The sequence below is a fragment of the Aeromonas sp. WP2-W18-CRE-05 genome, assembly GCF_014168615.1.
In the GTDB taxonomy this organism is placed as follows: Bacteria; Pseudomonadota; Gammaproteobacteria; order Enterobacterales; family Aeromonadaceae; genus Aeromonas; species Aeromonas caviae.
Genome location: NZ_AP021917.1, coordinates 528918 through 554927, shown reverse-complemented (window position 1 = coordinate 554927; position 26010 = coordinate 528918). Strand labels below are relative to the sequence as shown.

Here is a 26010-nt window from a genome sequence, read left to right as displayed (position 1 = left end):
TGTGCTCCTTAACGCGAGCGGTTGCGCCGCCCATCTTTTCGGTTAGCCTGCACCACGGGGACTGGCATGGCCAGCGGGGCAAACTCCTTCATCACCCGGCGGTAAACCTCCCGCTTGAAGGAGACGACCTGACGAACCGGGTACCAGAAGCTGACCCAACGCCAATCATCAAATTCCGGGTGACCATGACAGCCAAACTGGATCCTGGCCTCTTTGCCAGGATCGAGCTGCAACAAAAACCATTTCTGCTTCTGGCCAATACAGACCGGTGAACTGTCCCAGCGGACGAGTCGTTTGGGTAAGCGATACTTCAGCCAGTTGCGACTGGTCGCCAGTATGGTCACATCGTCCTGCTTGAGGCCTATCTCCTCATACAGCTCACGATACATGGCCTGTTCCGGCGATTCACCATCATCAACCCCCCCCTGCGGAAACTGCCAGGAGTGCTGCCCATAGCGCTTAGCCCACAATACTTGTCCGTCACGGTTACAGATCACGATGCCGACATTGGGACGAAATCCGTCACCATCTATCACGTGATCACCTTATAAAGGCTGAATCTATAACGAGATTGTTCCACATTCACCCCGTGGCGGCAAACAGGGACTGTCATCTTCCATTCATGAATAACTTGGCATTTCAAGCAAAGTTATAAACAAATTGAAGGTTCATGCTAGGCAAGTTGCCCACCCAGACTGTGCATAAACCTGTGATCAAGCAGGTATATACAGTAGTTTTATACTGTGGCATTGCACGGAAGCATATCATACCCGATTCACTTAAAAACAAAATATACATTTAAATACATAAGGTTATAGTTTAATTGCTGGATCAAGATCCATGTCTTTTGCCTAAGAGGATCCAGCCTGTCAATTGTGAACAAGTTCGACTGCTCAAAGATCCACCAAGACGGATTTATCCACAGATATGGCGCATTATCTGCACCGAAATGGCGCTGAAAATCGGCGTACTCTCACATTTATTTCTGGTGCCACGCTTCCTTTCACCACTTTACGCCAGTTATCCAAGATTTCTGTGGATAACTGTGTGCAACAGCTCGCACAAACCCTTGGACAACTCGTTTATGCGGGGAACCGGCGGGCCAACATACTGGATAAATAAAGTAAAACCCTTTAAAATCATTTAGATATGTTGAATTCTGTCCCCCATATCTCCCTGTGTATAGTCGGGCGAGGATCGGTTATAAAATCAGCGATACCATGCAAGGATCCGTATTGCGATGTCTATTATCTCCAGAGGAGCCCTCATGCCTGCCAATCCCCAGTCAGAACAAGAGCTGCTCAGTCGAGCCTACGCCATGGCTGGCTTCACTCTGGCCCAGCTTGCCGCAACGGCGGGCATCCCCGTACCGCGGGATCTCAGACGTGACAAGGGCTGGACAGGGCAGTTGATCGAGTGGCAGCTGGGGGCCAGTGCAGGTAGCCGTCCCGAGCAGGATTTTCCGGATCTCGGTATCGAGCTCAAGACGATCCCCGTCGATCCTCAAGGGCGCCCGCTGGAAACCACCTTTGTCTGCGTGGCCCCCCTCATCGGGGTCAGCGGCCAGCGCTGGGAGGAGTCGAACGTGCGCAACAAGCTGTCGCGGGTGCTCTGGATCCCGGTGGAAGGCAGCCGCGACATCCCTGTCGGCGACCGTCGCGTCGGCATGCCGCTGCTATGGAGCCCGAATAAAGAGGAAGAAGAACTGCTACGCCAGGACTGGGAAGAGCTGATGGACATGATAGTGCTGGGGGAAGTGGAGCAGATCAGCGCCCGCCACGGCCAGGTATTGCAGCTACGCCCCAAGGCGGCCAACAGCAAGGCGCTGACCCGCGCCATCGGCCGCAATGGCCAACCCATCATGACGCTACCACGGGGCTTCTACCTCAAGATCGAGTTCACCCATCAGCTCCTGAAGCGCCATTTTGCCCTCCCCCTTTGATCCTGTTTATCAACATCCTTGTCATAAAGTGATATAAAAATAACCAGCACTACTTTCTTCGCAGCCAGTGACAAGGAGTCCATATGCCGATCAACAAGCAATTCCTCAAATCCCGTCCCGAGGTCAAGGTGACCTTTGCCGTCGAAAAGGAGGCCGCCGGTGATGCCGAGCAGGTCTTGCTGCTGGGTGAATTCAGCCAGTGGCAGCCCATTGAACTGAAGAGGATGAAAAACGGGGAGTTCAAGGCGACACTCAACCTGCCGACCGATGGCCCCAGCCATTTCGAGTATTGCTATCAGCTAGTGCAACCCGATGGTGAAACTCTTTATGACAACGACTGGGAGGCGGACGACTACGTGCCTGGCCCCTTCGGGCGTGACAACTCTGTGGTGCGGGTCAGCCAGCCCAGTTGAGCCAATACCCAGCACACGGATACAAAAAAGGCTCGCCATTGGCGAGCCTTTTCACTACCTGTCGAGCTTTTCGCCGACATACCGACACCAATTCGAATCGAATTAGTTGAGCTTCTCTTTGATACGAGCAGCTTTGCCGGACAGGTTGCGCAGGTAGTACAGTTTGGCGCGGCGAACATCACCACGACGCTTCAGTTCTACACTGTGGATCAGCGGAGAGTGAGTCTGGAATACACGCTCAACACCTTCGCCGTTGGAGATCTTGCGAACGGTGAAAGCAGAGTGCAGACCGCGGTTACGCTTGGCAATCACGATGCCTTCGAAAGCCTGCAGACGCTCTTTACCACCTTCTTTAACACGAACTTGAACACGTACGGTGTCGCCCTGGGCAAAAGCCGGGATGTCGGTACGCAGTTGCTCTTGTTCAAGCTGCTGAATAATCTTGCTCATTGTCTTTCCTTACCTAGGATAAACTGAAAACTCTACTTAACGCTGTCACGCACTTCGCGGACATACTCGGCAAGAAGTGATTCTTGCTCGTCAGTCAGAGCTAGGTTGTTAATAAGTTCCGGCCTTCTCTGCCAGGTTCGTCCGAGCGATTGCTTGAGTCGCCAGCGCCGAATCACTTCGTGATTGCCGCTTGTCAGCGCCTCGGGCACCGTCAGCCCATCCAACACCTCCGGCCGAGTATAGTGGGGATGATCCAGCAGCCCATCCGTGAAGGAGTCCTGCTCGGCACTGGCCTGATCACCCAAGACCCCCGGGACCAGACGCGAAACCGCATCGATCAGGGTCATGGCAGGCAACTCGCCACCACTTAACACGTAATCTCCGATAGACCACTCTTCGTCGACTTCGGTTTGTATCACGCGTTCATCGATACCTTCGTATCGACCGGCAACCAGAATCAGTTTCTGATTCGTCGCCAACTCGGTCACGCCCGCTTGAGTCAGCTTGCGCCCCTGAGGAGAGAGATAGATGACTTTCGCCCCGTCTCCCGCCGCTTGCTTGGCTGCATGAATGGCATCACGCAACGGCTGAACCATCATCAACATGCCGGGCCCACCACCATAAGGACGATCATCGACCGTACGGTGTTTGTCGTGGGTGAAGTCCCGAGGGTTCCAGCACTCAATCTGCAGCAGGCCACTCTTGACGGCCCGACCCGTTACCCCGTGCTCGGTAATGGCTCGGAACATTTCCGGGAAGAGGCTAATCACCCCAATCCACATAAGAAACCTCCGGCACCCGTGTTAGCGCGGGAAACTAGAAACCAGGATCCCAATCAACTTCGATTGTTCGAGCAGTCAGATCAATATTCTTGATCACCTGCTCTTCCAGGAACGGTATCAACCGCTCCTTTGCACCAAAGGCATCTTTTACATTGGCCTCAACCACCAACACATCGTTGGAGCCGGTTTCCATCAATTCGGTCACCTTGCCCAGGTCGTATCCCTTGGTGGTTACCACTGTGCAACCAATGAGGTCACGCCAGTAGAACTCCCCTTCGGGCAACGCAGGCAACAGATCGGCGGGAACGCCAATCTCGACGTTGGTCAATGCCAGGGCATCCTCACGCACATCGATACCATCGAGTTTGCAGATCAGACCCTTGTTGTGACGCTTCCAGGATGACACCCGGATTTCACGCCACGCCCCGTTCTGATTGATCAGCCAGGGGTTGTAATCGAAAATCGCTTCGGCAACATCGGTGAAGGAGTTCACTTTAAGCCAGCCCTTGATTCCGTAAACGGTCCCCAGGGTGCCCAGAACTACAGGTTTTTCCACCTTAACTCCCTACCGTTTGGCTGATTAAGCAGCTTTGGCAGCGTCTTTGATCAGCTTGGCAACGCGGTCAGAAACAGCGGCACCAGTAGCAACCCAATGCTCGATACGAGCCAGGTCCAGGTTCAGCTTTTCAGCGTTACCAGCAGCAACCGGGTTGAAGAAACCGACGCGCTCGATGAAACGACCGTCACGGGCGTTACGGCTGTCAGCAACTACTACCTGGTAGAACGGACGCTTTTTCGCGCCACCACGTTGTAAACGAATGGTTACCATATCGTCCTCATAAACATCTAATGAACAAGGCCTGCAAATACGCAGACCCTAGCTTAAAATAAGCCGCGTAATTCTACTTGGATTCGTAATAATTGCAACCAAGCCAGCTATTTTTTGCGCAGGGATTGGCATGAAAAAGGCTCACCAGGGTGAGCCTTTCTGCCTGACCAGCAGGAAAATCAGAACGGACCGCGACCGCCACCACCGAATCCGGGGGGCAGCATGTTCTTCATCTGGCCCATCATCTTGCGCATGCCACCCTTGCCGGACATCTTCTTCATCATGCGCTGCATCTCGGTGAACTGCTTGAGCAGCTTGTTCACATCCTGGACCTGCATGCCGGAGCCCGCAGCGATGCGGCGCTTGCGGGAGCCCTTGATGAGATCGGGATGGGCACGCTCTTTCGGCGTCATGGAGCTGATGATGGCCTCCATCCGCACGGTGAGCTTGTCATCCATCTGATCCTTGATGTTGTCCGGCAGGCCGGACATGCCGGGCAACTTGTCGAGCATTCCCATCATGCCACCCATGTTGCGCATCTGGGCCAACTGCTCACGGAAGTCTTCCAGGTCGAAGCCCTTGCCGCTCTTGACCTTGCTGGCCAGCTTGGCCGCCTTCTCTTTATCGACGTTGCGCTCCACCTCTTCGATAAGAGAGAGCACATCCCCCATGCCGAGGATGCGGGAGGCGAGACGATCCGGATGGAACGGCTCCAGCGCGTCAGTCTTCTCACCCATACCGATGAACTTGACCGGCTTGCCGGTGATATGGCGAACCGACAGTGCGGCACCACCGCGGGCATCACCGTCTGCCTTGGTAAGGATCACACCGGTGAGCGGCAGCGCTTCGTTGAAGGCCTTGGCGGTATTGGCAGCATCCTGGCCTGTCATGGCATCCACCACGAACAGGGTTTCGACCGGCTTGATGGTGGCGTGCAGATCCTGGATCTCCGCCATCATTTCGCCATCGACGTGCAGACGACCGGCAGTATCGACGATCACCACGTCATAGAACTTCTTGCGCGCCTGATCGATGGCGGCAGTGGCGATGGCGATCGGTTTCTGGCTGGCATCACTCGGGAAGAAGTCGACACCGATGTCGCCCGCAAGGGTCTCAAGCTGCTTGATCGCCGCCGGACGGTAGACGTCCGCACTGACCACCAGCACCTTTTTCTTGCTGCGCTCCTTGAGCAGTTTGGCCAGTTTGCCGACCGTAGTGGTCTTACCGGCCCCCTGAAGACCTGCCATCAGGATGATGGCCGGCGGCTGGGCAGCCAGGTTGAGCTGTTCGTTGGCCTCCCCCATCACGGTGACCAGTTCGCCATGGACTATCTTGATGAAGGCCTGGCCCGGGCTCAGGGACTTGGCCACTTCCTGGCCCACGGCTCGTTCCTTGACGCGCGCCACGAAATCGCGCACCACCGGCAGGGCGACGTCCGCCTCGAGCAACGCCATGCGGACTTCGCGCAGGGTATCCTTGATATTCTCTTCGGTCAGACGGCCGCGGCCGCTGACGTTGCGCAGGGTGCGCGAGAGTCGTTCAGTCAAATTCTCAAACATGACGCTTTCCGGTTCTTGGCGTGACACTGGGGGCATTATACCCCGGTCAGCACTCTAGGGACGATTACTCGCCGCTTGCCGCGGCGGCCTGCCATCGAACGGGCAGGTCAACAAATGGAGGGCAGTATACCCCAGTCAACGCCGGAGGACGATTATTCGCCGCACGGTGACCATCAACGCCTACTTATATGTGGGCAGTTAGCCTCTGGCACAACTGGCGAGCATATCTTGTGCAAGGTATACTGCCCCTCTTATCCATAAAGCTTGTTTGACAACGACCTGGTTATGATCGTGATCTCTGTTCTGGCCCTGGCGTTTTACCTGCTGGCCATCATCGCCTCACTGCACCTGCTGCTCAGCGCCAAGCCCGTCGGGCAAGTATCGCTGTTCGCCTGTGTCGGCCTGGCCCTGACCGCCCATGGCATGGCGGTGGGCAGCGAAGTGCTGGCCACCCATTCCGGCCAGAATCTCAGCATGTTGAACGTGGCGTCCCTGGTCAGCCTTATCATCAGTTGCTTCATGACCTGCGTCACCCGACGCTTCAACGGCTGGATCCTGCTGCCCGTCGTCTACAGTTTTTCAGCCCTGCTGCTGGCAGCCAGCGCGCTCATTCCCGGGCGCTACATCACCCATCTGGAAGCGCATCCCCAGTTACTGCTGCACATAGGCCTCGCGCTGATGGCCTATTCGGTACTGATGATCGCCTGCTTGTTTGCCCTCCAGCTTGCCTGCCTGGACAGGCAACTGAAATCCAGAAAGATCAGCCACCTGCCAGCCATGCCACCCCTGATGACGGTGGAGAAGCGCCTGTTTCAGCTCATTTCCGCAGGTCTGCTGCTGCTGACCCTCTCCATCGCATCCGGCCTGTTCTTCCTGGAAGACATGTTTGCCCAGGGCAAGTCCCACAAGGCAATCCTCTCTATCCTGGCCTGGTGCGTCTACGCTCTGCTGCTCTGGGGCCACCATACCCGTGGCTGGCGCGGCCGCAAGGTCATCATGCTGAGCCTCATCGGCAGCTTCATTCTGACACTGGCCTATTTTGGCAGCCGTTTCGTCAAGGAAGTGCTGCTTAGCTGACATACGAACATTCCCCAACCATCCTTACAGGAGCCCTTCTTGGACAGTATCTCAACGAGTACATTGCTGATTGTTCTCGTTATCTTGATTCTTTTGTCAGCCTTCTTCTCCAGTTCCGAAACCGGTCTGATGTCGCTCAACCGCTACAAGCTGCGGCATCTGGCCCAGACCAAGCACAAGGCTGCCCGCCGGGTCGAGAAGCTGCTGGCCAGGCCGGACCGCCTGCTTGGCCTCATTCTCATCGGCAACAACCTGGTCAACATCCTGGCCTCCGCCATCGCGACCATCGTCTGCATCCGGCTGTTCGGGGATCTCGGCGTCGCCATTGCCACCTTCGGGCTGACCCTGGTGGTGCTGGTATTCGGGGAAGTCACCCCCAAGACACTGGCGGCCATGTTCCCTGAGCGGATAGCCTACCCTGCCTCCTGGATCCTCAAGGGGCTGATGGTGCCGTTCGCTCCCCTTGTCTGGCTCATCAACAGCATCACGAACCTGCTGCTGAAACTCTTGCGTCTAGAGCACAACAAGGATGACTCCCTCAATTCCGAAGAGCTGCGCACCATCGTCAACGAGGCGGGCAATCTCATTCCCAAGCACCACCAGGAGATGCTGATAAGCATCCTGGATCTCGACAAGATGACGGTGGAGAACATCATGGTCCCGCGCAGCGAGATCTCAGCCATCGACATCAATGACGACTGGAAGATCATACTGCGCCAGCTGGCCCACTGCGCCCACACCAAGATCCTGCTCTATCGCGACAACATTGATGACGTCGTCGGCTTCCTGCACTCACGGGATGCCCTGAGACTGGTCGCCCGGGATCAGTTCAGCAAGTCCAGCCTGCTGCGGGAAGTCGACCCCATCTATTTCATCCCCCAGGGGACCCCCCTCAACGTGCAGTTGGCCAAGTTCCAGCGCAACAAGGAGCGAATTGGCCTTATCGTCGACGAATATGGCGATATTCAGGGGCTGATCACCCTGGACGACATCCTGGAAGAGATTGTCGGTGACTTCACCACCTCCATGACACCAACCCCGAGTGACGAGATCCATCCCCAGCCGGACGGCTCCTTCCTGGTCGAAGGCTCCGCCAGCATCCGCGAGCTGAACAAGGAGATGGACTGGCACCTGCCCATGGACGGCCCACGGACCCTCAATGGCGCCATCCTGGAGTACCTTGAGGAGATCCCCCAACCCAACATCAGTGTCAGGCTGGCGGGCTACCCTATCGAGATTCTCGAAGTGGAGAACAACATGGTGAAGATGGCGAGGATCATGCCGCACCTGTACCGGGACGACTCAGGGTACGAGGATTGAAAAAAGGCTGCCAATGGCAGCCTTTTTGTTTCACTCGCTCTCGTCATCCGGCTCCAGCACCAGAGTGGGGATGAGCTCACCGAACACCTGCTGCAACTCGTCACGGTTTGCCAGCAAATCCTGAAGCGTATAACCATCCATCACCGCGAGGAAGGCGTTCATCGCCTCCTTCAAGGCACTCTTGAGCAGACAGACTGAGACGATATGGCAGACCGGGGAGCTGCAGTCGATCCCGTCCAGATTGCCTTCCAACGCCCGGATCACTTGCCCGATATTGATCTCGTCGGGGGAGCGCGCCATGCGGATGCCACCATTCTTGCCGCGTTGTGACTGCAGATAGCCCAGTTTTACCAACTGATTCACCACCTTCACCATGTGGTTGCGGGATACGTCGTACAAGGCGGATACCTTGGCCACGCTCGACAGTTCCCCCTCCGGCAGGGTGGCCAGATAGAGCAGGGCTCTCAATCCAAAATCGGTATAGCTCGTTAGTCTCATAGTGCCTGTAGCGCCTAGCGCGAAGAATTGATGATTGATCCAGATCAATTAAACATTTAGGATGCAACTTAATAAGTGACATTCCAGATGTTCAATTAGAAAGGACCTCCTATGTTAGACCAAGCCACCATCGCCGTCATCAAGAGCACCATTCCTTTGCTCGAATCGGCGGGCCCTGACCTCACACGGCACTTTTATCAGCGCATGTTCAGCCACAATCCCGAGTTGAAGGATCTCTTCAACCTGGCTCACCAGCGTAGCGGGGGACAGCCCTTGGCACTGTTCAGTGCGGTGGCGGCCTATGCCAGGAACATCGACAATCTGGGGGCCCTGGCCGGAGCCGTTGAACGCATCGCCCACAAACACACGGGTTTCCTGATCCAGCCGGAACAATATCACATTGTGGGTAGTCATCTCTTGGCCACGCTCAAAGAAATGGGTGGCAACGCTGTCACGGAGGAGGTACTTACCGCCTGGGGCAAGGCTTACGGTGTGCTGGCCGACATCTTTATCGGCCGGGAGAGCGAGCTCTATCGGGAGAAGGCAAGCCAGGACGGTGGTTGGCAGGGAACCCGCCCTTTCATCATCAAGGAGAAGCGTCAGGAGAGTGAACTCATCACCTCTTTCGTCCTGGCCCCCCTCGATGGCAACCCCGTGTTGCGTTTCAAACCGGGGCAATATCTCAGTATCAAGCTGGTTCATCCCGCCCTCGAGCATCAGGAGATCCGCCAGTACTCTCTCTCGGACGCCCCCAATGGCCGCGACTACCGCATCAGCGTCAAGCGCGAACCCAGGGGGCAGGCCTCCAACCTGTTGCATGATCATCTTCACATCGGTGACACGGTCGACATCATGCCGCCGGCCGGCGACTTCTTCCTGCAAGAGGAGACAGACACGCCCGTGGTGCTGATCTCCGCCGGGGTCGGCCTCACCCCCATGCTGAGCATGCTCAACCACTTGCTGGCCGAGGGCCCGGATATGGATATTCGCTGGCTTCACGCCTGCGAACATGGCGCCCACCACGCGTTCAGGGACGAGATCCGGGCAAAGAGCAGGCAATACGGGAAACTGGAGAGCCGGATCTGGTATCGGGAGCCGGGGGTGCAGGATGTCAAAGGAGAGGATTACGACTTCAGCGGCACTCTGGCGCTGGAGCAGGTCACCGACCTCATTCCGGCCAACGCCCACTACTATTTCTGCGGCCCTGTCCCGTTCATGAAAGCAGTCAAAGCTCAGCTGGAGAATGTGGGCGTGCCTGCAGGGCGGATGCATTACGAGGTCTTCGGCCCCCATCAGGGCCTCTGATCCCTCCCCTGACCGGGAAAATGCACAAGGCCCACAAGCACAGCTTCGTGGGCCTTGTAATATCAAAGCGGGCTACCAGAACTCAGTGCATCGCCTTGGCACGGGCGATGGCATTGGCGGGCATCCGGTTGCCGAGCCGGCTGAGCAGGCTCGCCGCCTTCTGGTGCATGGCCTTGTCGCCGATGACGGCGCCGTGCAGCCAGTGATACGCCTCCTCGTAATCCAGGGGACTCCCCATGCCCTGCAGCAACATCTCCACCCACTCCATCTGTGCCCGCAAGAAGCCGAGGCTCGCGGCTTCCCGCATCAGGGTCTCGGCCCTCACCAGATCCTTCTGAACCAGGATCCCCTTCCAGTAATAGCGGCCAAGCTGTTCCAGCGCCGGCGCCAGCCCCTGGTTGGCGGCCTCCCACATGTACTGCACTCCGATCTGGGCGTCCGGCTTGGTGCAAACCCCCCAGGCCAGCATGTCCCCCCAGAGGAACTGATAGGCAGGGATCTTCATCACCGAGGCCCGCGCCTCGATATCCTGGGTGAGCTGGCACCTGTCCTGCTTCACCCGGGCCAGATGGCGCCCCTGCTCTATCCAGTTGAGCAGTTCGTCCTGGCGATAAAGCGGCACGGCCTGCAACTCTCCCGCAGCAGCGGATGCCTGCGTCGTCGCCCTGGGCAGCGGCGCAGCTGCCGGTGCGGACGGTACAGGTGCGGATGCGGATGGCGCCTGGGCTGGCGCTGCTGACACAGGGAGGGATGGCGTGGCGACAGAAGAGGCTGGCGTCAGGGCTGGCTGGGCCGATGATGAGGCCGGTGACAAGGGTGCAAACGCCGCGGATGGCGGCGCGGCAGCAACCGCCACCGCCTGGGTGGGCGCGGCGGCCGAGGTGGGCTCCGCCCCCTGCAAGGGGAAGCTGCACACACCGATAATGGCGATGAGGGTTCTTGGTTTTATCATAGGGATCTCCTGCTGCCTTCTGTTATCGGCAGCCAGGGCCATCTCCTTAGCCGCCACACCCAACCCCGAAAATGACAAAGGGGAGCCTGGGCTCCCCTTGCGGTCGACGTAGAGACTTACTTGACGAAGTCGACGCCCAGCTGGATGTCAGCCTTCAGGGTGGCCAGCATGCTGTCCATCGCTTCCTGCTCGAAGGCGCTCAGTTTGCCGTAGTCCAGCACGGTTTCGACGCCGTTCTTGCCGAGCAGCACCGGCTGCGCGAAGAAGGTGGCGTGCTCACCGTTGCCTTCCACATAGGCACACTCAATGACGTTGGCTTCCCCTTGCAGACCCTTGATGAGCGACAGACCGAAACGGCAGGCTGCCTGACCCATGGAGAGAGTGGCGGAACCGCCACCGGCCTTGGCTTCCACCACTTCGGTACCGGCATTCTGAATGCGCTTGGTCATGGCAGCCACTTCCTCAGCGGTGAAGCTGGCGCCTTCAACCTGGGAGAGCAGCGGCAGAATGGTCACGCCACTGTGACCGCCGATGACGTTGACACGTACCTTGTCAACGTTCAGGCCCTTGGCCTCGGCCACGAAGGTCTCGCCACGGATCACATCCAGGGTGGTCACGCCGAACAGGCGACGCTTGTCATAGACACCGGCTTTCTTCAGCACTTCGGCGGCGATGGCGACCGTGGTGTTGACCGGGTTGGTGATGATGCCGATCAGTGCTTTCGGGCAGGAAGCGGCACACTTTTCCACCAGGTTCTTGACGATCCCGGCGTTGATGTTGAACAGGTCGGAACGGTCCATGCCGGGCTTGCGCGCCACGCCGGCAGAGATCAGCACGACATCGGCGCCGACCAGAGCCGGGCTCGGATCTTCACCGCAGAAACCTTTTACTTTCACGTCAGTCGGGATGTGGCTCAGGTCCGCCGCCACGCCCGGAGTGACCGGGGCAATGTCATACAGGCTCAGTTCGGAACCGGCAGGCAGGCGGTTTTTCAACAGCAGAGCGAGGGCTTGGCCGATGCCACCGGCGGCACCCAGAACGGCAACTTTCATGATCAACTCCATGTCTAAGCGTAGGTTTAAGGTTGTTTCTAGTTGGGTTAATGCTGATTCTTATTGTGCGCCTCACCTTAAAGGATCCCCTCCTAAAAAACAATCTGATAACAGTTGTAATCACGGGTTCTGTGAGCCAGGGAACAAGCGGCGATGAAAGCGGAGAGGAATATGCGATAAATGAGAGGAAAGACACAGATTTCCTGTGCCCCCCTCACCATTAAGAGGTAAATGTGACTGCTTCAGGACTGGAAAGCCAGTGCTCGACGCTCACACCAGCGGAAACCAATTGTTAACAATCCATTCATGGTCAGATAGAGCGCTCCGGCCACGGTGAACACCGCCAGAGTGTCATAGGTCTGGGCATTGAGACGCTGGGCCAGCCCCATGATGTCCATGATGGTAATGGTACTGGCGAGCGAACTCCCCTTGAGCACCAGGATCACCTCGTTGGAATAGGCGGGTACCAGCCGACGGGCGGCATGGCGGGTCTTCATCCACAGGGTCTGTCCGGCCGAGAAACCGAGCGCACGGCAGGCCTCCACCTCACCGGCGGGGATGGCGTCGAGCGCCCCCTTGAACAACCGGGTGGAGTAGGCTGCGGTATTGAAACCGAGCGCCAGCACGGCGCAGAACCAGGGTTGCTTGAGCAGCGGCCAGAGCGGCCCCGCCTTGAGCCATTCAAACTGGCCAGGCCCGTAGTAAATGAGAAAGATCTGGATGAGCAGCGGCGTACCGGTAAAGACCAGTACCCAGAGCTGCACCAGCTGGGTCGCCACCGGAATGCGACGCTCCAGCACCCAGGTCATGCCGGCCGCCATCAGCACGCCCAGCAACAAGCTGAACGCGGTGAGCTGCAGGGTGATCGCCAGCCCTCCCAGCAGGGTCATCAGGTAATCCTGCATGGTCAGCCTCCGTAACGGCGGGTATAGCGGGACGCCTGCTTCAAGCCGAATTCACTCACCAGACTGATGGCCAGATAGATGAGGGCGGCAGCGGCGTACCAGGTGAAGGGTTGATAGGTGCTGGCCGACGCCATCTGTGCCTGACGCATCATCTCGTTCACCCCGATGAGAGAGACCAGAGCGGTGTCTTTCAACAGCACCAGCCACTGGTTGCCGAGCCCGGGCAGGGCGTGACGCCAGGCCTGGGGCAGCACGATGCGAAAGAAGGTGTGCCCCTTGCCCAGGCCGAGCGCCTGCGCCGCCAGCCGCTGCCCAGGGGGCACCGCATTGAGGGCGGCACGCAGGGTCTGGGTGGCGTAGCTCGCAAACAGCAGGGAGAGCGCCAGCACACCGCAGGCGAACGGGCTGAACTCCACATACTCCCCGGTGATGAGGAACAGCACCTGGGTCGAGCCGAAGTAGATGAAGAGCACCACCAGCAACTCGGGCAGACCACGGATCAAGGTGGTCAGGGTGGCCACGGGCCACACCAACGCACGCTGCTTGCTCAACTCAGCCGCACTGAATGCCAGTGCCAGCACCATGCCACCGACCAGGGATGCCAGGGCCAGCCCGAGGGTCATCCAGGCTGCATCCAACAACAGGCTCAACATGGCTTACTGCGCGAAGTACTTGTCATAGATCTTCTGATAGGTGCCGTTGGCCTTGATCTCGGCCAGCCCCTTGTTCAGCTGGGTCAGCAGCTCCTGGTTGCCCTTGGCCACCGCGATGCCAAAACCGGTACCGAAGTACTTGGCGTCGGTCACCGGGGTACCAACCACGGCGTATTCCTTGTGCTGCTTGAGCCAGTCCGCGGCCACCGCCGTATCGGCAAACACGCCGTCAGTACGGCCATTCATCATGTCCAGGAAGGCGCTCTGGTAGCTGGCGTAGGGCACGGTCAGCAGACCCTTGCTCACCCAGTTGTCCACCAGATAGGACTGGTGAGAAGTGCCGTTCTGCACGCCGACTGTCTTGTCCACCAGATCGTCCGGCCCCTTGAAGGTCTCTTTCTTGGCGACGAACACCGCGGAGTTCTCGTAATAGATGTCGGAGAAGTCGACCTGGGCGGCCCGCTCCGGCGTCACGTCCATGGCGGCGATGACGGCATCATAGCGACGGAACTTGAGGCTGGGGATCAGGCTGTCGAAGGCCTGGTTGTGGAAGCTGCACTCCAGCTTGGCCTGCTCGCAGACCGCGCGGGCCAGATCGATGTCAAAGCCCTGGAACTCGTTCTTGTCATCCAGGTATTCGAACGGCGCATAGGTTGCCTCGGTGGCGAACTTGATCTCTTTGGCCAGCACAGAAGTGCTCAGCAGACCCATGGCGGCGATCAGCAACAGACTCTTTTTCATGACAGCTTCCTTATCGACTCAATATCAATGCATCAAGAATTCGGCAAACCGGCTGGTTTGCGGGGACTGGAAGATGGCGGCGGTGCCGGATTCGATGATCCGCCCCTTCTCCAGATAGATCACCTGACTGGCCACCTTGCGGGCGAACTCCACCTCGTGGGTCACCACCACCTGGGTAATGCCGGTCTGGCTCAGGGTGCGGATGATCTCCGCCACCTCTTTGGTAATTTCGGGATCCAGGGCAGCCGTCGGTTCGTCAAACAGCAGCACCTGGGGATCCATCATCAGGGTCCGGGCAATGGCGACCCGCTGCTGCTGGCCACCGGAAAGCCGTGCGGGCCAGGCGTCCCGTTTGTCGGCCAGTTGCAGCTGGGCCAGCAGATAGGCCCCTTTCTCGATGGCCGCGTCGCGGCTCATGCCGAGCACCTTGACGGGCGCTTCAATCAGATTCTCCATCACGGTGAGGTGCGGCCACAGATTGTACTGCTGGAACACCATGCCCACCTTGCGGCGCAGCGCCTGTGCCTGACGGTTGAATTCGGCAGTAGAGAGGCTGGACGGGAAAGAAAATTCACTGTCTGCGATGCGCAACACACCGGCATCCGGCGTGTCCAGCAAGTTCATCATGCGCAGCAGAGAGCTCTTGCCTGCCCCGCTCGGGCCCAGCAATACCAAGGTCTCGCCGGGAGCAGTCCGAAAGCTCACCTGCTGCAGTACCGGCACCTTGTGCCAGGATTTTTCGATGCCGATTAATTCGATACCCATACAGCCCAATTGAATAAGTTTTCAAAATTTCGTCCTGATTCTAGCGCCAGCATAAGTTGATGCAAGCTATATTTGAATCAATATGCAGAACAAGCGCCGCTTCCTTGCCAAAACAGGCATATGAATGCAAAATAGCAGCGCTGTTCGTATCTGCCGCCTGAGCGTGACAGGCGGTCACTCCCCTCATTCGTGAGTCCAAGATGAAACATAACGACAAGCAAGAAAAACTGGCCAAGGCCTTTAAAGCCTTGCTGAAAGAGGAGCGTTTCGGCTCCCAGGCAGAGATAGTGACTGCCCTGCAAGAGATGGGCTTCGAGAACATCAACCAATCCAAGGTCTCGCGCATGCTGAGCCGCTTCGGCGCCGTTCGCACCCGCAATGCCAAGATGGAGATGGTCTACTGTCTGCCGGTGGAGCTGGGCGTGCCCACCACCTCCAGCCCCCTCAAGAACCTGGTGCTGGATGTCGACCACAACGGCGCTCTGGTGGTGATCCACACCAGCCCCGGCGCAGCCCAGCTGATCGCCCGCCTGCTTGACTCCCTCGGCAAGGCCGAAGGGATCCTCGGCACCATCGCCGGTGATGACACCATCTTCATCACCCCGACCAGCGATACCGACATCGAGGAGCTCTACCTCTCCGCCCTCGAGCTGTTCGAGCAGACGCCCTGATCCGGTCGCCTTGGGCGATCCGCACAAAAATCCCGGCCTTGGCCGGGATTTTTTGTTTTGAGCGGTCGGCAGGCCGGATTTATTTGCCCTCGGCCACCAGAAAATCGACGGAAGGGGCGAAGAAGGCCGCGCCGGTCACCGCCCGGGTGAAGCGCAGCAGGTGATCGAAGTGGCTGCCTTCCCCTTTGTACATGCTGGCCAGCATGGCGTTGAAGTGCAGCGGCGTGCGGCAGCAGGAGATGAAGTAGAGCCCCTGCTCGCTCATGGTGCCCCAGGGCATGCTCTGGCGCAGGATCTCCATGGACTCCCCCTTCGGGGTCTTGAGGTTGACCCGCTTGATGTGGGAAGTGAGCGGCTTGTCGGCGGACTCGTATTCGATGTTGTCGACCTTGGTGCGGCCTATGATGTCTTCCTGCTCCTTCAGGGCCAGCTTCTCCCAGTCGCTCATGGCGTGGACCCAGCGCTGCACGTGGATGTAGGAGCCACCGGCGAACTCGCCGCCGTCCAGCAACGCCACCTCGGCGCGGTGCTCATCCTGCGGGTTCTCGGTGCCGTCGACGAAACCGGTCAGATCCCGGCAATCCTGGTTGCGAAAACCGCGGACTTCCTCGGCCAATTCAACAAGCCCGGCCAGCAGGGCCATGACGCGATGACCGGCATGATGCAGCACGTCCACCCGATCAGCACGCAACTGCACGAAGAGATCGAACGGGGTATTGGGGGCCTCCTGACCGTTGGCGGATTGCGCCATAAAGCCTCGGAACTGGGGCGGCCGGGCGGCAGGATAGAGATCATCCCAGGCGTCGGCCCCGACGGCGACCAGACCGCTGAAGGCCGCATCGGGGAAGTCGGCGCTCACCGCCTCCCAGAGTGCTGGCAGGCTGGCCAGGCGGGAGGTCAGAGCAGCGGCGTCACCGGTGCGATTGAACATCAGATAGAGGGCGTGCAGATTCGGCTCTGCGCAGATCCCGGCTTGGGCTTTCATGTCTCTCTCCAAATGCGTTGGCTATGGGCGTGGCGCGATTATAAACCAGCGCGCTTCCAGTTCATTGATTTCACGACAATACCACGCACTCAGGGCAAGGGGTCAAACAACACCAGGGCATGAGGAGCCACGGTCACCCGCGCGCGCTCCCCTTCCAGGGGCTCACCGATGCTGGCTTCCAGTTGCTGGCCGCCACACTCGACCAGTACCCGGCAGTGATGGCCCAGGAACTGTTGCTCACGCACCCGGAGCTCACCGTCATCCGCCGCCGTCAGCGCCAACTGCTGGGGTCTGAGCATGAGCTGCAGCCGCTCCCCCACCGCGCGGCCATGGGGCTCCTGACCGCAGATGGTTCCAAGGAGGGTCTGCACGCAGTGGCTGTCCACCACCTCGGCCGCCAGATAGTTGACCCCGCCGAGAAACTCCGCCACGAAGCGGTTCCCGGGGCGGCGATAGAGCTGCTCCGGCTCCCCCACCTGCTCGATGCGACCGGCGCGAAACAGGGCCAGCCGATCGGCGAAGGCGAAGGCCTCTTCCTTGCTGTGGCTGACGAAAATGGCGCCAATGCCCTGCTGTTTGAGCAGGGCGCGGATCTCGAGGATCAGCTTCATCCGCACCTGGGTGTCGATGTTGGAGAAGGGCTCGTCCAGCAGCATCAGGCGCGGCTTGCACACCAGGGCGCGGGCGATGGCCACCCGCTGCTGCTGGCCGCCGGAGAGCTGGTGGGGATAGCGCTCCCCCAACCCCTGCAGGTTGACCAGCGCCAGCGCCTCTTCCACCTGCTGCTGGCGGCTGCCGCGATCTTGCCCGGTCAGGCCGAAGCCGACGTTCTCGGCCACCGTCAGGTGAGGAAAGAGAGCGTAATCCTGGAAGATCATGCCGATATGGCGGGCCTCCGGCGGCACACTCACGCCGGGAGCATCGAGCAGGGTCTCTCCCAGCCGGATCTCCCCCTGGGCCAGGGGCAGCAGACCGGCCACCGCCTTGAGCAGCGTGGTCTTGCCACAGCCGCTGGCCCCCAGCAGACAGACTATCTCGTTGTCGGCCACCTGCAGGGAGAGCTGCTCCAGCACGGGGCGGCCATTGTAGTGACAGCTGACCTTCTCGATATTCAGGCAGGACAAGGTTCTTTTCCTCTCGCGTAGTGATGCCGGACGGTGCCGCTCAATGGCCTGGACCATCCAGGGTACGGTTGATCCACAGCAGGGGAATCAGCCCCACCAGCACGATGACGATGGCACCGAGCGCCCCCCGCTCCAGCATCTCGTCCGAGACGAACTGATAGACGTGGGTCGCCAGGGTTTCGAAGTTGAACGGCCGCAGCAGCAGGGCGGCGGGCAGCTCCTTCATGGATTCGATGAACACCAGCATGGCGCCGGCAAAGAGGCCGCGCCGTACCAGCGGCAGGTGAATGCGACGCAGCATGCCGCCCGCCCCCTGCCCCAGAGAGCGGGCCGCCATGTCGAGGCTGGGGGAGATCTTGCTCATGCTGCTCTCCACCGACCCGATGGCGATGGCCACGAAGCGCACCAGATAACCAAACACGATGGCGGTGAGGGTGCCGGTCAGGAGCAGACCGGGGCCCGGCATCCCGAGCCACTCGGCCAGATCGTTGATGCCAAAATCAAGGGCCGTTAGCGGCACCAGCACGCCGATGGCCAGCACGGTCCCCGGCATGGCATAGCCCATGGCGGCGAGGCGCAGGGGCAGCAGGCGGCGAGTCCCCCCATCGAGGCGACGGAAGAAGCCGAGCAGCAGGGCAATGGCCATGGCCAGCAGGGCGGTCAGGGCCGAGATGGCGAGGCTGTTGCCCGCAAAGCGCACGAATTCGGGCGTCCACGACAGCGCGAAGTAACGCACCCCGTAATCGAGCAGGATGACGAACGGCAGGGCGAACCCCGCCAGCACCAGGCCCCAGCACCAGAGCCCGGCCAGCACGCCCCTCAGGCCCCCGAGGGGGTAACGCAGGGGCTGCTCGAAGCCCATGGACTTCTGGAACACCTGCTGGCGCTGGCGGGAGCGGCGCTCCAGCGCGATGAGCAGCACCACCGCCAGCAGCATCAGACAGGAGAGCTTGGCGGCGGTCGCCAGGCTGCCGTAGCCGAGCCAGGTGTCGTAGATGGCGGTGGTCAGGGTGTTGATGGCAAAGAAGTGGACGGTGGCAAAGTCCGCCAGCGTTTCCATCGCGACCAGAGATGCCCCCACCATGATGGCCGGGCGGGCCAGGGGGAGGCTCAGGCGGCGAAAGCTCTGCCAGGGGGTGCAGCCGAGCAGACGGCTGGAGTGAATGAGGCTGACCGACTGCTCCAGGAAGGAGGCCCGTGCCAGCAGATAGACATAGGGGAAGAGCACCAGCGCCAGCACCCAGGCGGCGCCCCCGAGGGAGCGAATGGCCGGGAACCAGTAGTCGGCAGGTCCCTGCCAGCCAAACAGGGCACGCAGCCCCGCCTGCAGCGGGCCCGAGTAGTCGAGCAGGTCGGTATAGACGTAGGCCACGATATAGGAGGGCATCGCCATGGGCAGCATCAGCGCCCATTGCAGGGCGCGGCGCCCCGGCACCTCGCACATGGCCACCAGCCAGGCGGTGGGCACCCCGAACAGCAGGCTGAGGCAGACCACCCCCAGCACCAGACCGGACGTGTTTCGCAGATAGTCGGGCAGTACGGTATCGGCGAGGTGGGCAAACAGTTCCCCATCAGCCGAGAAGGCGGAGAAGACCAGGGCGAGTACCGGCAAACCCAGCAGCAGGGCGGTGGCCCAGCTGCCGGCAATCCATCCAAAATGTTTCATGAGTCCACAGAAGTTGATGGGGCCGTTGGCCCCATCTGATTACAAGTCGAATTTCACTTCATCCAGCAGTTGCAAGGCGTCCTTGCGGTGCTTGGCATAATCGCTGACCGGCATGGGGTCAGACTTGAACGTGCCCCAGGACTTGACCATGGCAGAAGGCTCGACCCCCGCCTTGACCGGGTACTCGGCATTCACATCCGCATACATGTGCTGGGCGGTATCCCCGGAGAGGAACTCCATCAGCTTCTGTGCTGCGTCCTTGTTCTTGGCATACTTGGTCATGGCCACGCCGCTCACGTTGACGTGGGCACCGCGATCACCCTGGTTCGGGAAGTTGATTTCCACCGCGTCGGCCCAGGACTTCTGCGCCGGGTCCTTCAACATGGCACCCAGGTAGTAGCTGTTGCCCAGGGAGACATCACAGATGCCGTCCTTGATCGCCTTGACCTGATCACGGTCGTTGCCCTGGGGCTTGCGCGCCAGGTTGGCCTTGACCCCTTCCAGCCAGGTCTTGGTATCCGCCATGCCGTGATGGGCAATCATGGACGAAACCAGCGCCACATTGTACTCGTGCTTGCCGCTACGGGTACAAATTTTTCCTTTGAATTCAGGCTTGACCAGATCTTCGTAGCGGATGGTGTCGAGCTTGCCAAGACGCTCCTTGCTGGAGTAGATGGCACGCACCCGGGTGGTCAGGGCGAACCAGCGGTTGTCCGGATCGCGATAGATGGAGGGGATGTTCTCCTGCAGCGTCTTGCTGTCCACCGGCTGCACCAGGTCCTTGTCCACCAGCTCGGTCAGACGGCTGATGTCCACGGTCAGCATCAGATCGGCCGGAGAGAGCTTGCCTTCCCGTTCCAGACGCTCGTTCAGCCCCTCTTTGGCAAACACCACATTGACCTTGATCCCGGTCTCCTTCTCGAACTGCTGGATGATGGGCTTGATCAGCTCATCCTGACGGTTCGAATAGACGTTTACCTCCTGGGCGGCGAACGCCGACTGGGCGACAAGCGTGGAGAAAGCCAGTGCCAACATCTTCATTTTCATCATCCGTTCCTTGTCTGCGTAAAGAGTGATAACCATTTTCGTTTGCATTCTGCATGAATCGGGAGGAGAGGATCAAGGCGGTTTGCTGGGTTGGAACGATCTATTTAATCAGCGGCCAAACAAAAAGACCGGATGGAATCCCATCCGGTCTTTCGACGACCACCCATTCACACTGTCGGCAGAACCTGCTCGGACCTTTGCCCGACCCGGCCGGGCAAAGGGGCGTACTCAGAGCGCCTCGTCGTCGCTCTCACCAGTACGAATACGCACCGCTTGCAGCAGGTCATAGACGAAAATCTTGCCGTCACCGATCTTGCCGGTATAGGCCGCCTTGCAGATGGCCTCGATCACCCCTTCGACGTTCTCGTCTGCGGTAGCGATCTCCAGCTTCACCTTCGGCAGAAAGTCGACCTGGTACTCGGCCCCCCGGTATAATTCGGTGTGCCCCTTCTGGCGACCAAAACCCTTCACTTCGGAGACGGTCAGGCCTTCCACCCCCAGGTTGGCGATGGCCTCGCGCACGTCGTCCAACTTGAAAGGTTTGATAATCGCAGTAATCAGCTTCATCTGGTTGCTCCCAATCCATGGTATGTCACGAATGGGTCATCAATTCTTGTGCCAAGTATTTTTATCGTTTATTTTCATATAGATAGATATGACACTCTGAGCCGGAAAGGCTCAGGATCACCAAGGAAGCGCATCTCGCCCCATAATGAGGCACCAAGCTGCACCAGACTCCCTTGATGCACCAAATGAGAGCATCACCCCATGTTAGTCATCTCCAACAGCGTGATCATCCCCTGGCATGAACTGCAATTCCAGACCATGCGGGCCCAGGGCAATGGCGGCCAGCACGTCAACAAGACCGACTCCGCCGTCTGGCTGCGCTTCGATTATCGCGACTCCCCCAGCCTGCCGCCGCTCTACAAGGAGGGACTGGAGCGGCTCAGCGACAGCCGGGTTCACGACGGCTTCATCCAGATCAGGGTCGAGACCCATCGCAGCCAGGACATGAATCGCAAGGAGGCCATGAGCCGCCTGACCGAGCTGCTGAAAAAAGCCGCGTGGCGCCCCAAGGCCCGCCACGCCACCAAGCCGACCCGCAGCTCCCAACGCAAGCGGGTCGATGCCAAGAAACGCAAGGGAGAGATCAAATCCACCCGCGGCAAGCCCGTGCTGGAGTGACCTGCCACAACCCCGAGGACAAGAGAATGCAGTACAGCTTTTGTGAATGTGCCAAGGGGCCCCTGCTCATCGCCATCGATGGGGCCGGGCTGCGCCACGTGGAATTCATGCAAGGGGAGCGCCCCGTCCTGCCGCAACCGGAGTGGCAGCGGGATGATGCCGCCCTGGCCCCCTTCGTCGAGCAGTTTTCCGCCTACTTTGCCGGCCGCCTGCGGCGCTTCGATCTCCCCCTGGCCGCCACGGGCACACCATTCCAGCAGGCCGTGTGGCAGGCGTTGTGCGACATCCCCTACGGCGAGACCGTCAGCTACCTCCAGATTGCAGAGGCCATCGGCAACCCCAGGGCCGTGCGGGCGGTGGGCGCCGCCAACGGCCGCAATCCCCTCAGCATCATAGTGCCCTGCCACAGGGTCATAGGGCGCAGCGGTGAACTGACCGGCTACGGAGGAGGCATCCCCATCAAGCGCTGGTTGCTGGCACTGGAGCAGGAGACCGCAGACCACTTCGCGCTGACCCCATGAAAGGGTGCGCCTCCTGTCAAATGCGGGTTGCGGGTGCAAGCACCACAGACCGCAGGCCACTCGCGCGGATCCTCTGACGAGCGGCATCTCCATCACATACGAGTTGCTGGTCCCAACAGCAGACCGCGTTGCACTGCTCATGACGGGCAACACCCCAATCACATGCTGGTTGCTTGCCATCTTGCAGCATGGTTACGTGATGCGTTGAGCAGGCATCGGGATAATATTCCGACGGAACCGCCCCATGGCAGGAGCATGCCCACCACCCCGATTCATCTTTCCTTTGAGCCGCACAACAAAATAAATCACTGATTATTTATTTTATTTCAGCATCAATCATTTAAAAATCACATTGCAGCAGCATTTTGAAAATGAACACAGTATGAAGAATCGCCTCAGAAGCGCTTCAGAGAGCATCAGGCATCATGGCTTCACACTTGGATGGGACGGCTCATCCCTCATTCAGGTGGCACCCATGTGACGCTTCCAATCTGTCTTTTCCCCGCGCCTCCCCAGAGGCGCTTTTTTTGCCTGCAAGCGGGTGCAAAAAAGCCCGCCGAAGCGGGCAATGACCGGAAGGTGCTGACTTCCAGGGTCTATCAGAGGGCGAGGAACAAGCCTGCCAGGGAGGCGCTCATCAGGTTTGCCAGCACCCCCGCCAGGATGGCGCGCATGCCGTAGCGGGCGATGAAGGACTTGCGCTCCGGCACCATGGCCCCCAGGCCGCCGATGAGGATCGCCATGGAAGAGATATTGGCGAAACCGCACAGGGCGAAGGTGACGATGGCCTTGCTCGACTCGTTCAGGGTCTGATCCTGCACCAGGGCGATGAAGGCGACGAACTCGTTGATGACGATCTTGGTGCCGATCAGGGCACCAGCCGCCTGGGCCTGATCCCAGGGAACGCCAATGAGCCAGGAAACGGGGGCAAACAGCCAGCCCAGGATGATCTGGAAGCTCAGCTCCAGCCCCACCAGGTCGCCGGCCCAGCCCAGCAGGCCGTTGAGCAGGGCGATCACGCCGACGAAGGCCAGCAGGGTCGCCCCCACGGCGACGGCGATGTTGAGACCCGCCATGGCGCCATCGGCGGCCGCTTCAATGACGTTGGTGGCGCGGGGGATCTCCACGTCTTCGTGGTGATCTTCCTCTTGCGCGGCGGGCGGCACCAGGATCTTGGCCATGGCAAGCCCGGCAGGGGCGGACATGAAGGCCGCCGCAATCAGGTATTTCAGCTCGACCCCGATGCTGGCGTAGCCCACCAGGGTGCCGCCAGCTACCGAGGCCAGCCCGCAGCTCATCACCGCAAAGAACTGGGAATCGGACATCCTGGAGAGATAGGGTTTGACCACCAGCGGCGCTTCCACCATGCCGACGAAGATGTTGGCGGTGGCAGAGAGGCTCTCGGCGCGGCCGGTGCCCAGCAATTTCTGCAGGCCGCCGCCGAGCAGGGCGATCACTTTGGGCATCAGGCCGATGTGATAGAGGATGGCGATCAGCGCGGAGAAGAAGATGATCACCGGCAGCACGTTGAAGGCGAAGATGAAACCGAGTTTGAACTTGGCCAGATCCCCGAACAGGAAGGCAATCCCCTCCTGGCCGTAGCCGATGACGCTGCTGACGCTCTCGCTGACACCGTTCAAGACCTGTTGACCGGCGGGCAGCCAGAGCACCAGGGCGGCGAAGAGCACTTGCAGGCAGAGGGCAAAGCCCACTGTTCGCAACGGGATACGACGACGATTATCAGAGCAGAGTGCGGCCAGGGCCAGGATGCTCAGGATACCAAGCAGGGCAATCATGGGGATTCCATCCAGTGAGGCTGAAGATGGGCGCGGATTCTGCTCCCCTCCCCTCACCGCCGCAACCCCGCCGGGTTACAACCCTGTTAGCAAAAACGTTTGCACGATATCGATTGCGCCAACTGACTGATTTGACACAACTTTGAAACCGCACTCACGCCAGTGTTCTTGTATGGAAACGATTATTCCTCGGTGCCGGACAATTTCCCCCCGAGCCAGGGTGCGAGTCGCTGCGCCCAGTAGGGCCCGGGTCCGAAGCTCTCCTTGAGGAAGTCGATGAACAGCCGGATCTTGGGATCCAGATGCTCTCGCCTGGCATAGACGGCGTGCACCGCCATCTTCTGGTTCGGTTGCCACTGGGGCAGCAGAGGGATGAGCTGACCAGATTGCAGCTCCTTGTCCAGCAGGTAGTTGGCCACATAGGCGATGCCGAGCCCGGCCAGGGCGGCGTCCCGCACCGCTTCCGCCAGATCCACCCGATAGTTGCCCGCCACCTGCACCGTCTGGCGCTCCTTGCCCTGGCGAAATGACCACTCGTGGTAGCGCCGCTCCCGGCTCTGGTAGGTGATGCAATTGTGATGGGCCAGATCCCTGGGGTGCAGTGGCGTGCCGTGACTCAGCAGATAATCCGGCGAGGCCACCAGCACGAAGCCGATGTCTGCCAGTCGCTGCCCTACCAGGGACTCGGGTTTGTCCTCGTAGGTGGTGATCCAGAGATCCAGCCCCTCATCCACCAGATTGGTGCGGTGATCGAACAGGGACACCTCCAGCTCCAGATCCGGATAACGTGCCTGAAACGCCTTGAGGCGCGGGATCACGTGCAACCGCCCGAAGGATTGACCAACCCCCAGATGGAGCACGCCGCTCACCTTGCCACGGCGCTCCGCCACCATGGATTCCGCCTCCAGCGCCACCGCCACCAGAGCGCGGCAGTGGCGGGCATACTCCTGACCCAGTTCGGTGAGCCCGAAACGGCGGGTAGTGCGCTGTACCAGCTGGGCGCCGAGCGCGGTTTCCAGCAGGGCGAGCTGCTTGCTGATGTGGGATTTGGAGACCCCGAGGCGGCGCGCAGCCGCCGAGATGCCCTGTTCACGAACCAGGGCATCGAAGATCACCATTTGGGGAAGACGTTGCAGCACGGTGTCACCGGAGTGGATGGCGGGGCCGCATTATTCCAGAGTGGCCCGCCATGGGGTAGGGTCAGTGCCCCAGGGCATCGATGATCTGCTGTTTGAGAGGATCATCCGACGGATTCTGGTTGGCGCCATAGCTCGCAATCAGCTTGCCGTCCCGCCCGACCAGGTACTTGTGGAAGTTCCAGTTGGGCGCATCACCGTCGGCAGCCGCGGCCAGCCCCTTGAACAGCAGCACTGCATCCGAACCCCGCACCGCCACCCGGTTGAACATGGGGAAGGTCACCCCGTAGTCCCGGCGGCACACCTCGGCGGTCTTGTTTTCGTTGCCCGCCTCCTGCCAGAAATCGTTGGAAGGGAAGCCCAGCACCATCAGTCCCTTCTCCTTGTAGCCCTGATAGAGGGCTTCCAGATCCCGGAACTGACCGCTGTAACCGCAGTAGGAGGCGGTGTTGACCACCAGCACCACCTTGCCCTCGGTCAACTGACAGAGGTTGTGGCGCTGGGTGCTGTTGAGCTCCCGCATCTCCACGTTGAAGTAATCGGGGCAGGCGGCAGAGACCGCGCCCGAGCCGAGCATCAGCAGCAGGGTGAACCATTTCATCGACGTGACTCCCATTGTTTTGTCCATCATACGCA

General features: G+C 59.7%; 29 protein-coding genes. 8 read left to right on the top strand and 21 right to left on the bottom strand.

The genetic code is table 11. The features are described 5' to 3' along the window. Positions 1-8 precede the first annotated feature (8 nt). A complete protein-coding gene (gene rppH, locus H7R73_RS02750; RefSeq protein WP_041210952.1) occupies positions 9-536 on the bottom strand; it encodes an RNA pyrophosphohydrolase in 528 nt (175 codons plus the stop codon). A 731-nt stretch (positions 537-1267) separates the two neighbouring features. Here rppH and mutH point away from each other — a divergent pair. Both mutH and H7R73_RS02740 read left to right on the top strand, forming a co-directional pair. Then, on the top strand, positions 1268-1942 hold the full coding sequence (gene mutH / locus H7R73_RS02745) for a DNA mismatch repair endonuclease MutH (RefSeq protein WP_103260845.1): 675 nt from the start codon (positions 1268-1270) through the stop codon (positions 1940-1942). A gap of 83 nt (positions 1943-2025) precedes the next feature. Beyond that, positions 2026-2355 carry an isoamylase early set domain-containing protein gene (locus tag H7R73_RS02740; protein WP_103260846.1) on the top strand — a complete coding sequence of 110 codons (330 nt, stop codon included), beginning with the start codon at positions 2026-2028 and terminating at the stop codon, positions 2353-2355. Positions 2356-2457: 102 nt separating this feature from the next. Here the strand turns inward: H7R73_RS02740 and rplS are convergent, their stop codons facing one another. From rplS to ffh, 5 genes are all read right to left on the bottom strand, one after another. Further along, positions 2458-2805, bottom strand: a complete 348-nt coding sequence (gene rplS, locus H7R73_RS02735; protein WP_005313505.1) for a 50S ribosomal protein L19 — start codon at positions 2803-2805, stop codon at positions 2458-2460. 32 nt (positions 2806-2837) lie between these two features. Beyond that, entirely contained in the window at positions 2838-3587 is a 750-nt protein-coding gene (trmD, locus tag H7R73_RS02730; RefSeq protein WP_010673086.1) for a tRNA (guanosine(37)-N1)-methyltransferase TrmD, read from the bottom strand. Between the two features lie 34 nt (positions 3588-3621). Further along, a complete protein-coding gene (rimM, locus tag H7R73_RS02725; protein WP_039039979.1) occupies positions 3622-4143 on the bottom strand; it encodes a ribosome maturation factor RimM in 522 nt (173 codons plus the stop codon). Between the two features lie 24 nt (positions 4144-4167). Continuing rightward, positions 4168-4416 carry a 30S ribosomal protein S16 gene (gene rpsP, locus H7R73_RS02720; protein WP_010673084.1) on the bottom strand — a complete coding sequence of 83 codons (249 nt, stop codon included), beginning with the start codon at positions 4414-4416 and terminating at the stop codon, positions 4168-4170. Positions 4417-4595: 179 nt separating this feature from the next. Next, positions 4596-5975 carry a signal recognition particle protein gene (ffh, locus tag H7R73_RS02715; RefSeq protein ID WP_010673083.1) on the bottom strand — a complete coding sequence of 460 codons (1380 nt, stop codon included), beginning with the start codon at positions 5973-5975 and terminating at the stop codon, positions 4596-4598. A 285-nt stretch (positions 5976-6260) separates the two neighbouring features. Here ffh and H7R73_RS02710 point away from each other — a divergent pair, with 285 nt between their 5' ends. Then, complete coding sequence (locus H7R73_RS02710; RefSeq protein ID WP_039040017.1) at positions 6261-7052, top strand: cytochrome C assembly family protein; 792 nt, start codon at positions 6261-6263, stop codon at positions 7050-7052. Between the two features lie 39 nt (positions 7053-7091). After that, positions 7092-8372: an HlyC/CorC family transporter gene (locus H7R73_RS02705; protein WP_010673081.1), complete on the top strand. Its 1281-nt coding sequence runs from the start codon at positions 7092-7094 to the stop codon at positions 8370-8372. A gap of 30 nt (positions 8373-8402) precedes the next feature. Here the strand turns inward: H7R73_RS02705 and H7R73_RS02700 are convergent, their stop codons facing one another. Beyond that, a complete protein-coding gene (locus H7R73_RS02700) occupies positions 8403-8870 on the bottom strand; it encodes an Rrf2 family transcriptional regulator (protein ID WP_039039978.1) in 468 nt (155 codons plus the stop codon). A gap of 111 nt (positions 8871-8981) precedes the next feature. Between H7R73_RS02700 and hmpA the strand changes: the two genes are divergently transcribed. After that, positions 8982-10175: an NO-inducible flavohemoprotein gene (hmpA, locus tag H7R73_RS02695; RefSeq protein WP_103260847.1), complete on the top strand. Its 1194-nt coding sequence runs from the start codon at positions 8982-8984 to the stop codon at positions 10173-10175. An 82-nt stretch (positions 10176-10257) separates the two neighbouring features. Here the strand turns inward: hmpA and H7R73_RS02690 are convergent, their stop codons facing one another. The 6 genes from H7R73_RS02690 to H7R73_RS02665 all read right to left on the bottom strand — a co-directional run bounded on the left by H7R73_RS02690 (position 10258) and on the right by H7R73_RS02665 (position 15243). After that, on the bottom strand, positions 10258-10848 hold the full coding sequence (locus H7R73_RS02690) for a tetratricopeptide repeat protein (RefSeq protein ID WP_029313773.1): 591 nt from the start codon (positions 10846-10848) through the stop codon (positions 10258-10260). 395 nt (positions 10849-11243) lie between these two features. Continuing rightward, entirely contained in the window at positions 11244-12179 is a 936-nt protein-coding gene (mdh, locus tag H7R73_RS02685) for a malate dehydrogenase (RefSeq protein WP_010673076.1), read from the bottom strand. Positions 12180-12421: 242 nt separating this feature from the next. Continuing rightward, entirely contained in the window at positions 12422-13084 is a 663-nt protein-coding gene (artM, locus tag H7R73_RS02680) for an arginine ABC transporter permease ArtM (RefSeq protein WP_010673075.1), read from the bottom strand. A gap of 2 nt (positions 13085-13086) precedes the next feature. Continuing rightward, a complete protein-coding gene (gene artQ, locus H7R73_RS02675) occupies positions 13087-13737 on the bottom strand; it encodes an arginine ABC transporter permease ArtQ (RefSeq protein WP_042014905.1) in 651 nt (216 codons plus the stop codon). A gap of 3 nt (positions 13738-13740) precedes the next feature. Continuing rightward, positions 13741-14478 (bottom strand): arginine ABC transporter substrate-binding protein, encoded by a 738-nt coding sequence (locus H7R73_RS02670; RefSeq protein ID WP_010673073.1) that lies wholly within the window; start codon positions 14476-14478, stop codon positions 13741-13743. Positions 14479-14502: 24 nt separating this feature from the next. Then, positions 14503-15243, bottom strand: coding sequence for an ATP-binding cassette domain-containing protein (locus H7R73_RS02665; RefSeq protein ID WP_010673072.1), 741 nt, complete (start codon positions 15241-15243; stop codon positions 14503-14505). A gap of 200 nt (positions 15244-15443) precedes the next feature. Here H7R73_RS02665 and argR point away from each other — a divergent pair, with 200 nt between their 5' ends. Further along, positions 15444-15914 carry a transcriptional regulator ArgR gene (gene argR / locus H7R73_RS02660; protein WP_005308670.1) on the top strand — a complete coding sequence of 157 codons (471 nt, stop codon included), beginning with the start codon at positions 15444-15446 and terminating at the stop codon, positions 15912-15914. 79 nt (positions 15915-15993) lie between these two features. Here the strand turns inward: argR and H7R73_RS02655 are convergent, their stop codons facing one another. From H7R73_RS02655 to glnK, 5 genes are all read right to left on the bottom strand, one after another. Further along, positions 15994-16899, bottom strand: coding sequence for a Dyp-type peroxidase (locus H7R73_RS02655; protein ID WP_042864452.1), 906 nt, complete (start codon positions 16897-16899; stop codon positions 15994-15996). An 89-nt stretch (positions 16900-16988) separates the two neighbouring features. Further along, a complete protein-coding gene (locus H7R73_RS02650; protein ID WP_041214470.1) occupies positions 16989-18023 on the bottom strand; it encodes an ABC transporter ATP-binding protein in 1035 nt (344 codons plus the stop codon). A gap of 40 nt (positions 18024-18063) precedes the next feature. Continuing rightward, positions 18064-19689 carry an ABC transporter permease gene (locus H7R73_RS02645; protein WP_103260849.1) on the bottom strand — a complete coding sequence of 542 codons (1626 nt, stop codon included), beginning with the start codon at positions 19687-19689 and terminating at the stop codon, positions 18064-18066. 39 nt (positions 19690-19728) lie between these two features. Further along, positions 19729-20736 carry a Fe(3+) ABC transporter substrate-binding protein gene (locus H7R73_RS02640; protein WP_039039971.1) on the bottom strand — a complete coding sequence of 336 codons (1008 nt, stop codon included), beginning with the start codon at positions 20734-20736 and terminating at the stop codon, positions 19729-19731. 228 nt (positions 20737-20964) lie between these two features. Further along, positions 20965-21303, bottom strand: coding sequence for a P-II family nitrogen regulator (gene glnK / locus H7R73_RS02635; protein WP_005332325.1), 339 nt, complete (start codon positions 21301-21303; stop codon positions 20965-20967). A gap of 201 nt (positions 21304-21504) precedes the next feature. On the opposite strand from glnK, the gene arfB reads away from it, so the two are divergent. Together arfB and H7R73_RS02625 are read left to right on the top strand one after the other, a co-directional pair. Next, the gene (gene arfB, locus H7R73_RS02630) at positions 21505-21921 is read left to right on the top strand and encodes an alternative ribosome rescue aminoacyl-tRNA hydrolase ArfB (protein ID WP_010673067.1); all 417 of its coding nucleotides are present in this window, start codon (positions 21505-21507) and stop codon (positions 21919-21921) included. A 26-nt stretch (positions 21922-21947) separates the two neighbouring features. After that, the gene (locus H7R73_RS02625; RefSeq protein ID WP_103857996.1) at positions 21948-22442 is read left to right on the top strand and encodes a methylated-DNA--[protein]-cysteine S-methyltransferase; all 495 of its coding nucleotides are present in this window, start codon (positions 21948-21950) and stop codon (positions 22440-22442) included. Between the two features lie 599 nt (positions 22443-23041). Here H7R73_RS02625 and H7R73_RS02620 read toward each other — a convergent pair. From H7R73_RS02620 to H7R73_RS02610, 3 genes are all read right to left on the bottom strand, one after another. Then, complete coding sequence (locus H7R73_RS02620; RefSeq protein WP_041214468.1) at positions 23042-24238, bottom strand: NupC/NupG family nucleoside CNT transporter; 1197 nt, start codon at positions 24236-24238, stop codon at positions 23042-23044. Between the two features lie 182 nt (positions 24239-24420). Continuing rightward, positions 24421-25356: a LysR family transcriptional regulator gene (locus tag H7R73_RS02615; protein WP_010673064.1), complete on the bottom strand. Its 936-nt coding sequence runs from the start codon at positions 25354-25356 to the stop codon at positions 24421-24423. 82 nt (positions 25357-25438) lie between these two features. After that, positions 25439-25975: a glutathione peroxidase gene (locus H7R73_RS02610; RefSeq protein ID WP_103260850.1), complete on the bottom strand. Its 537-nt coding sequence runs from the start codon at positions 25973-25975 to the stop codon at positions 25439-25441. Between the last annotated feature and the right edge of the window lie 35 nt (positions 25976-26010).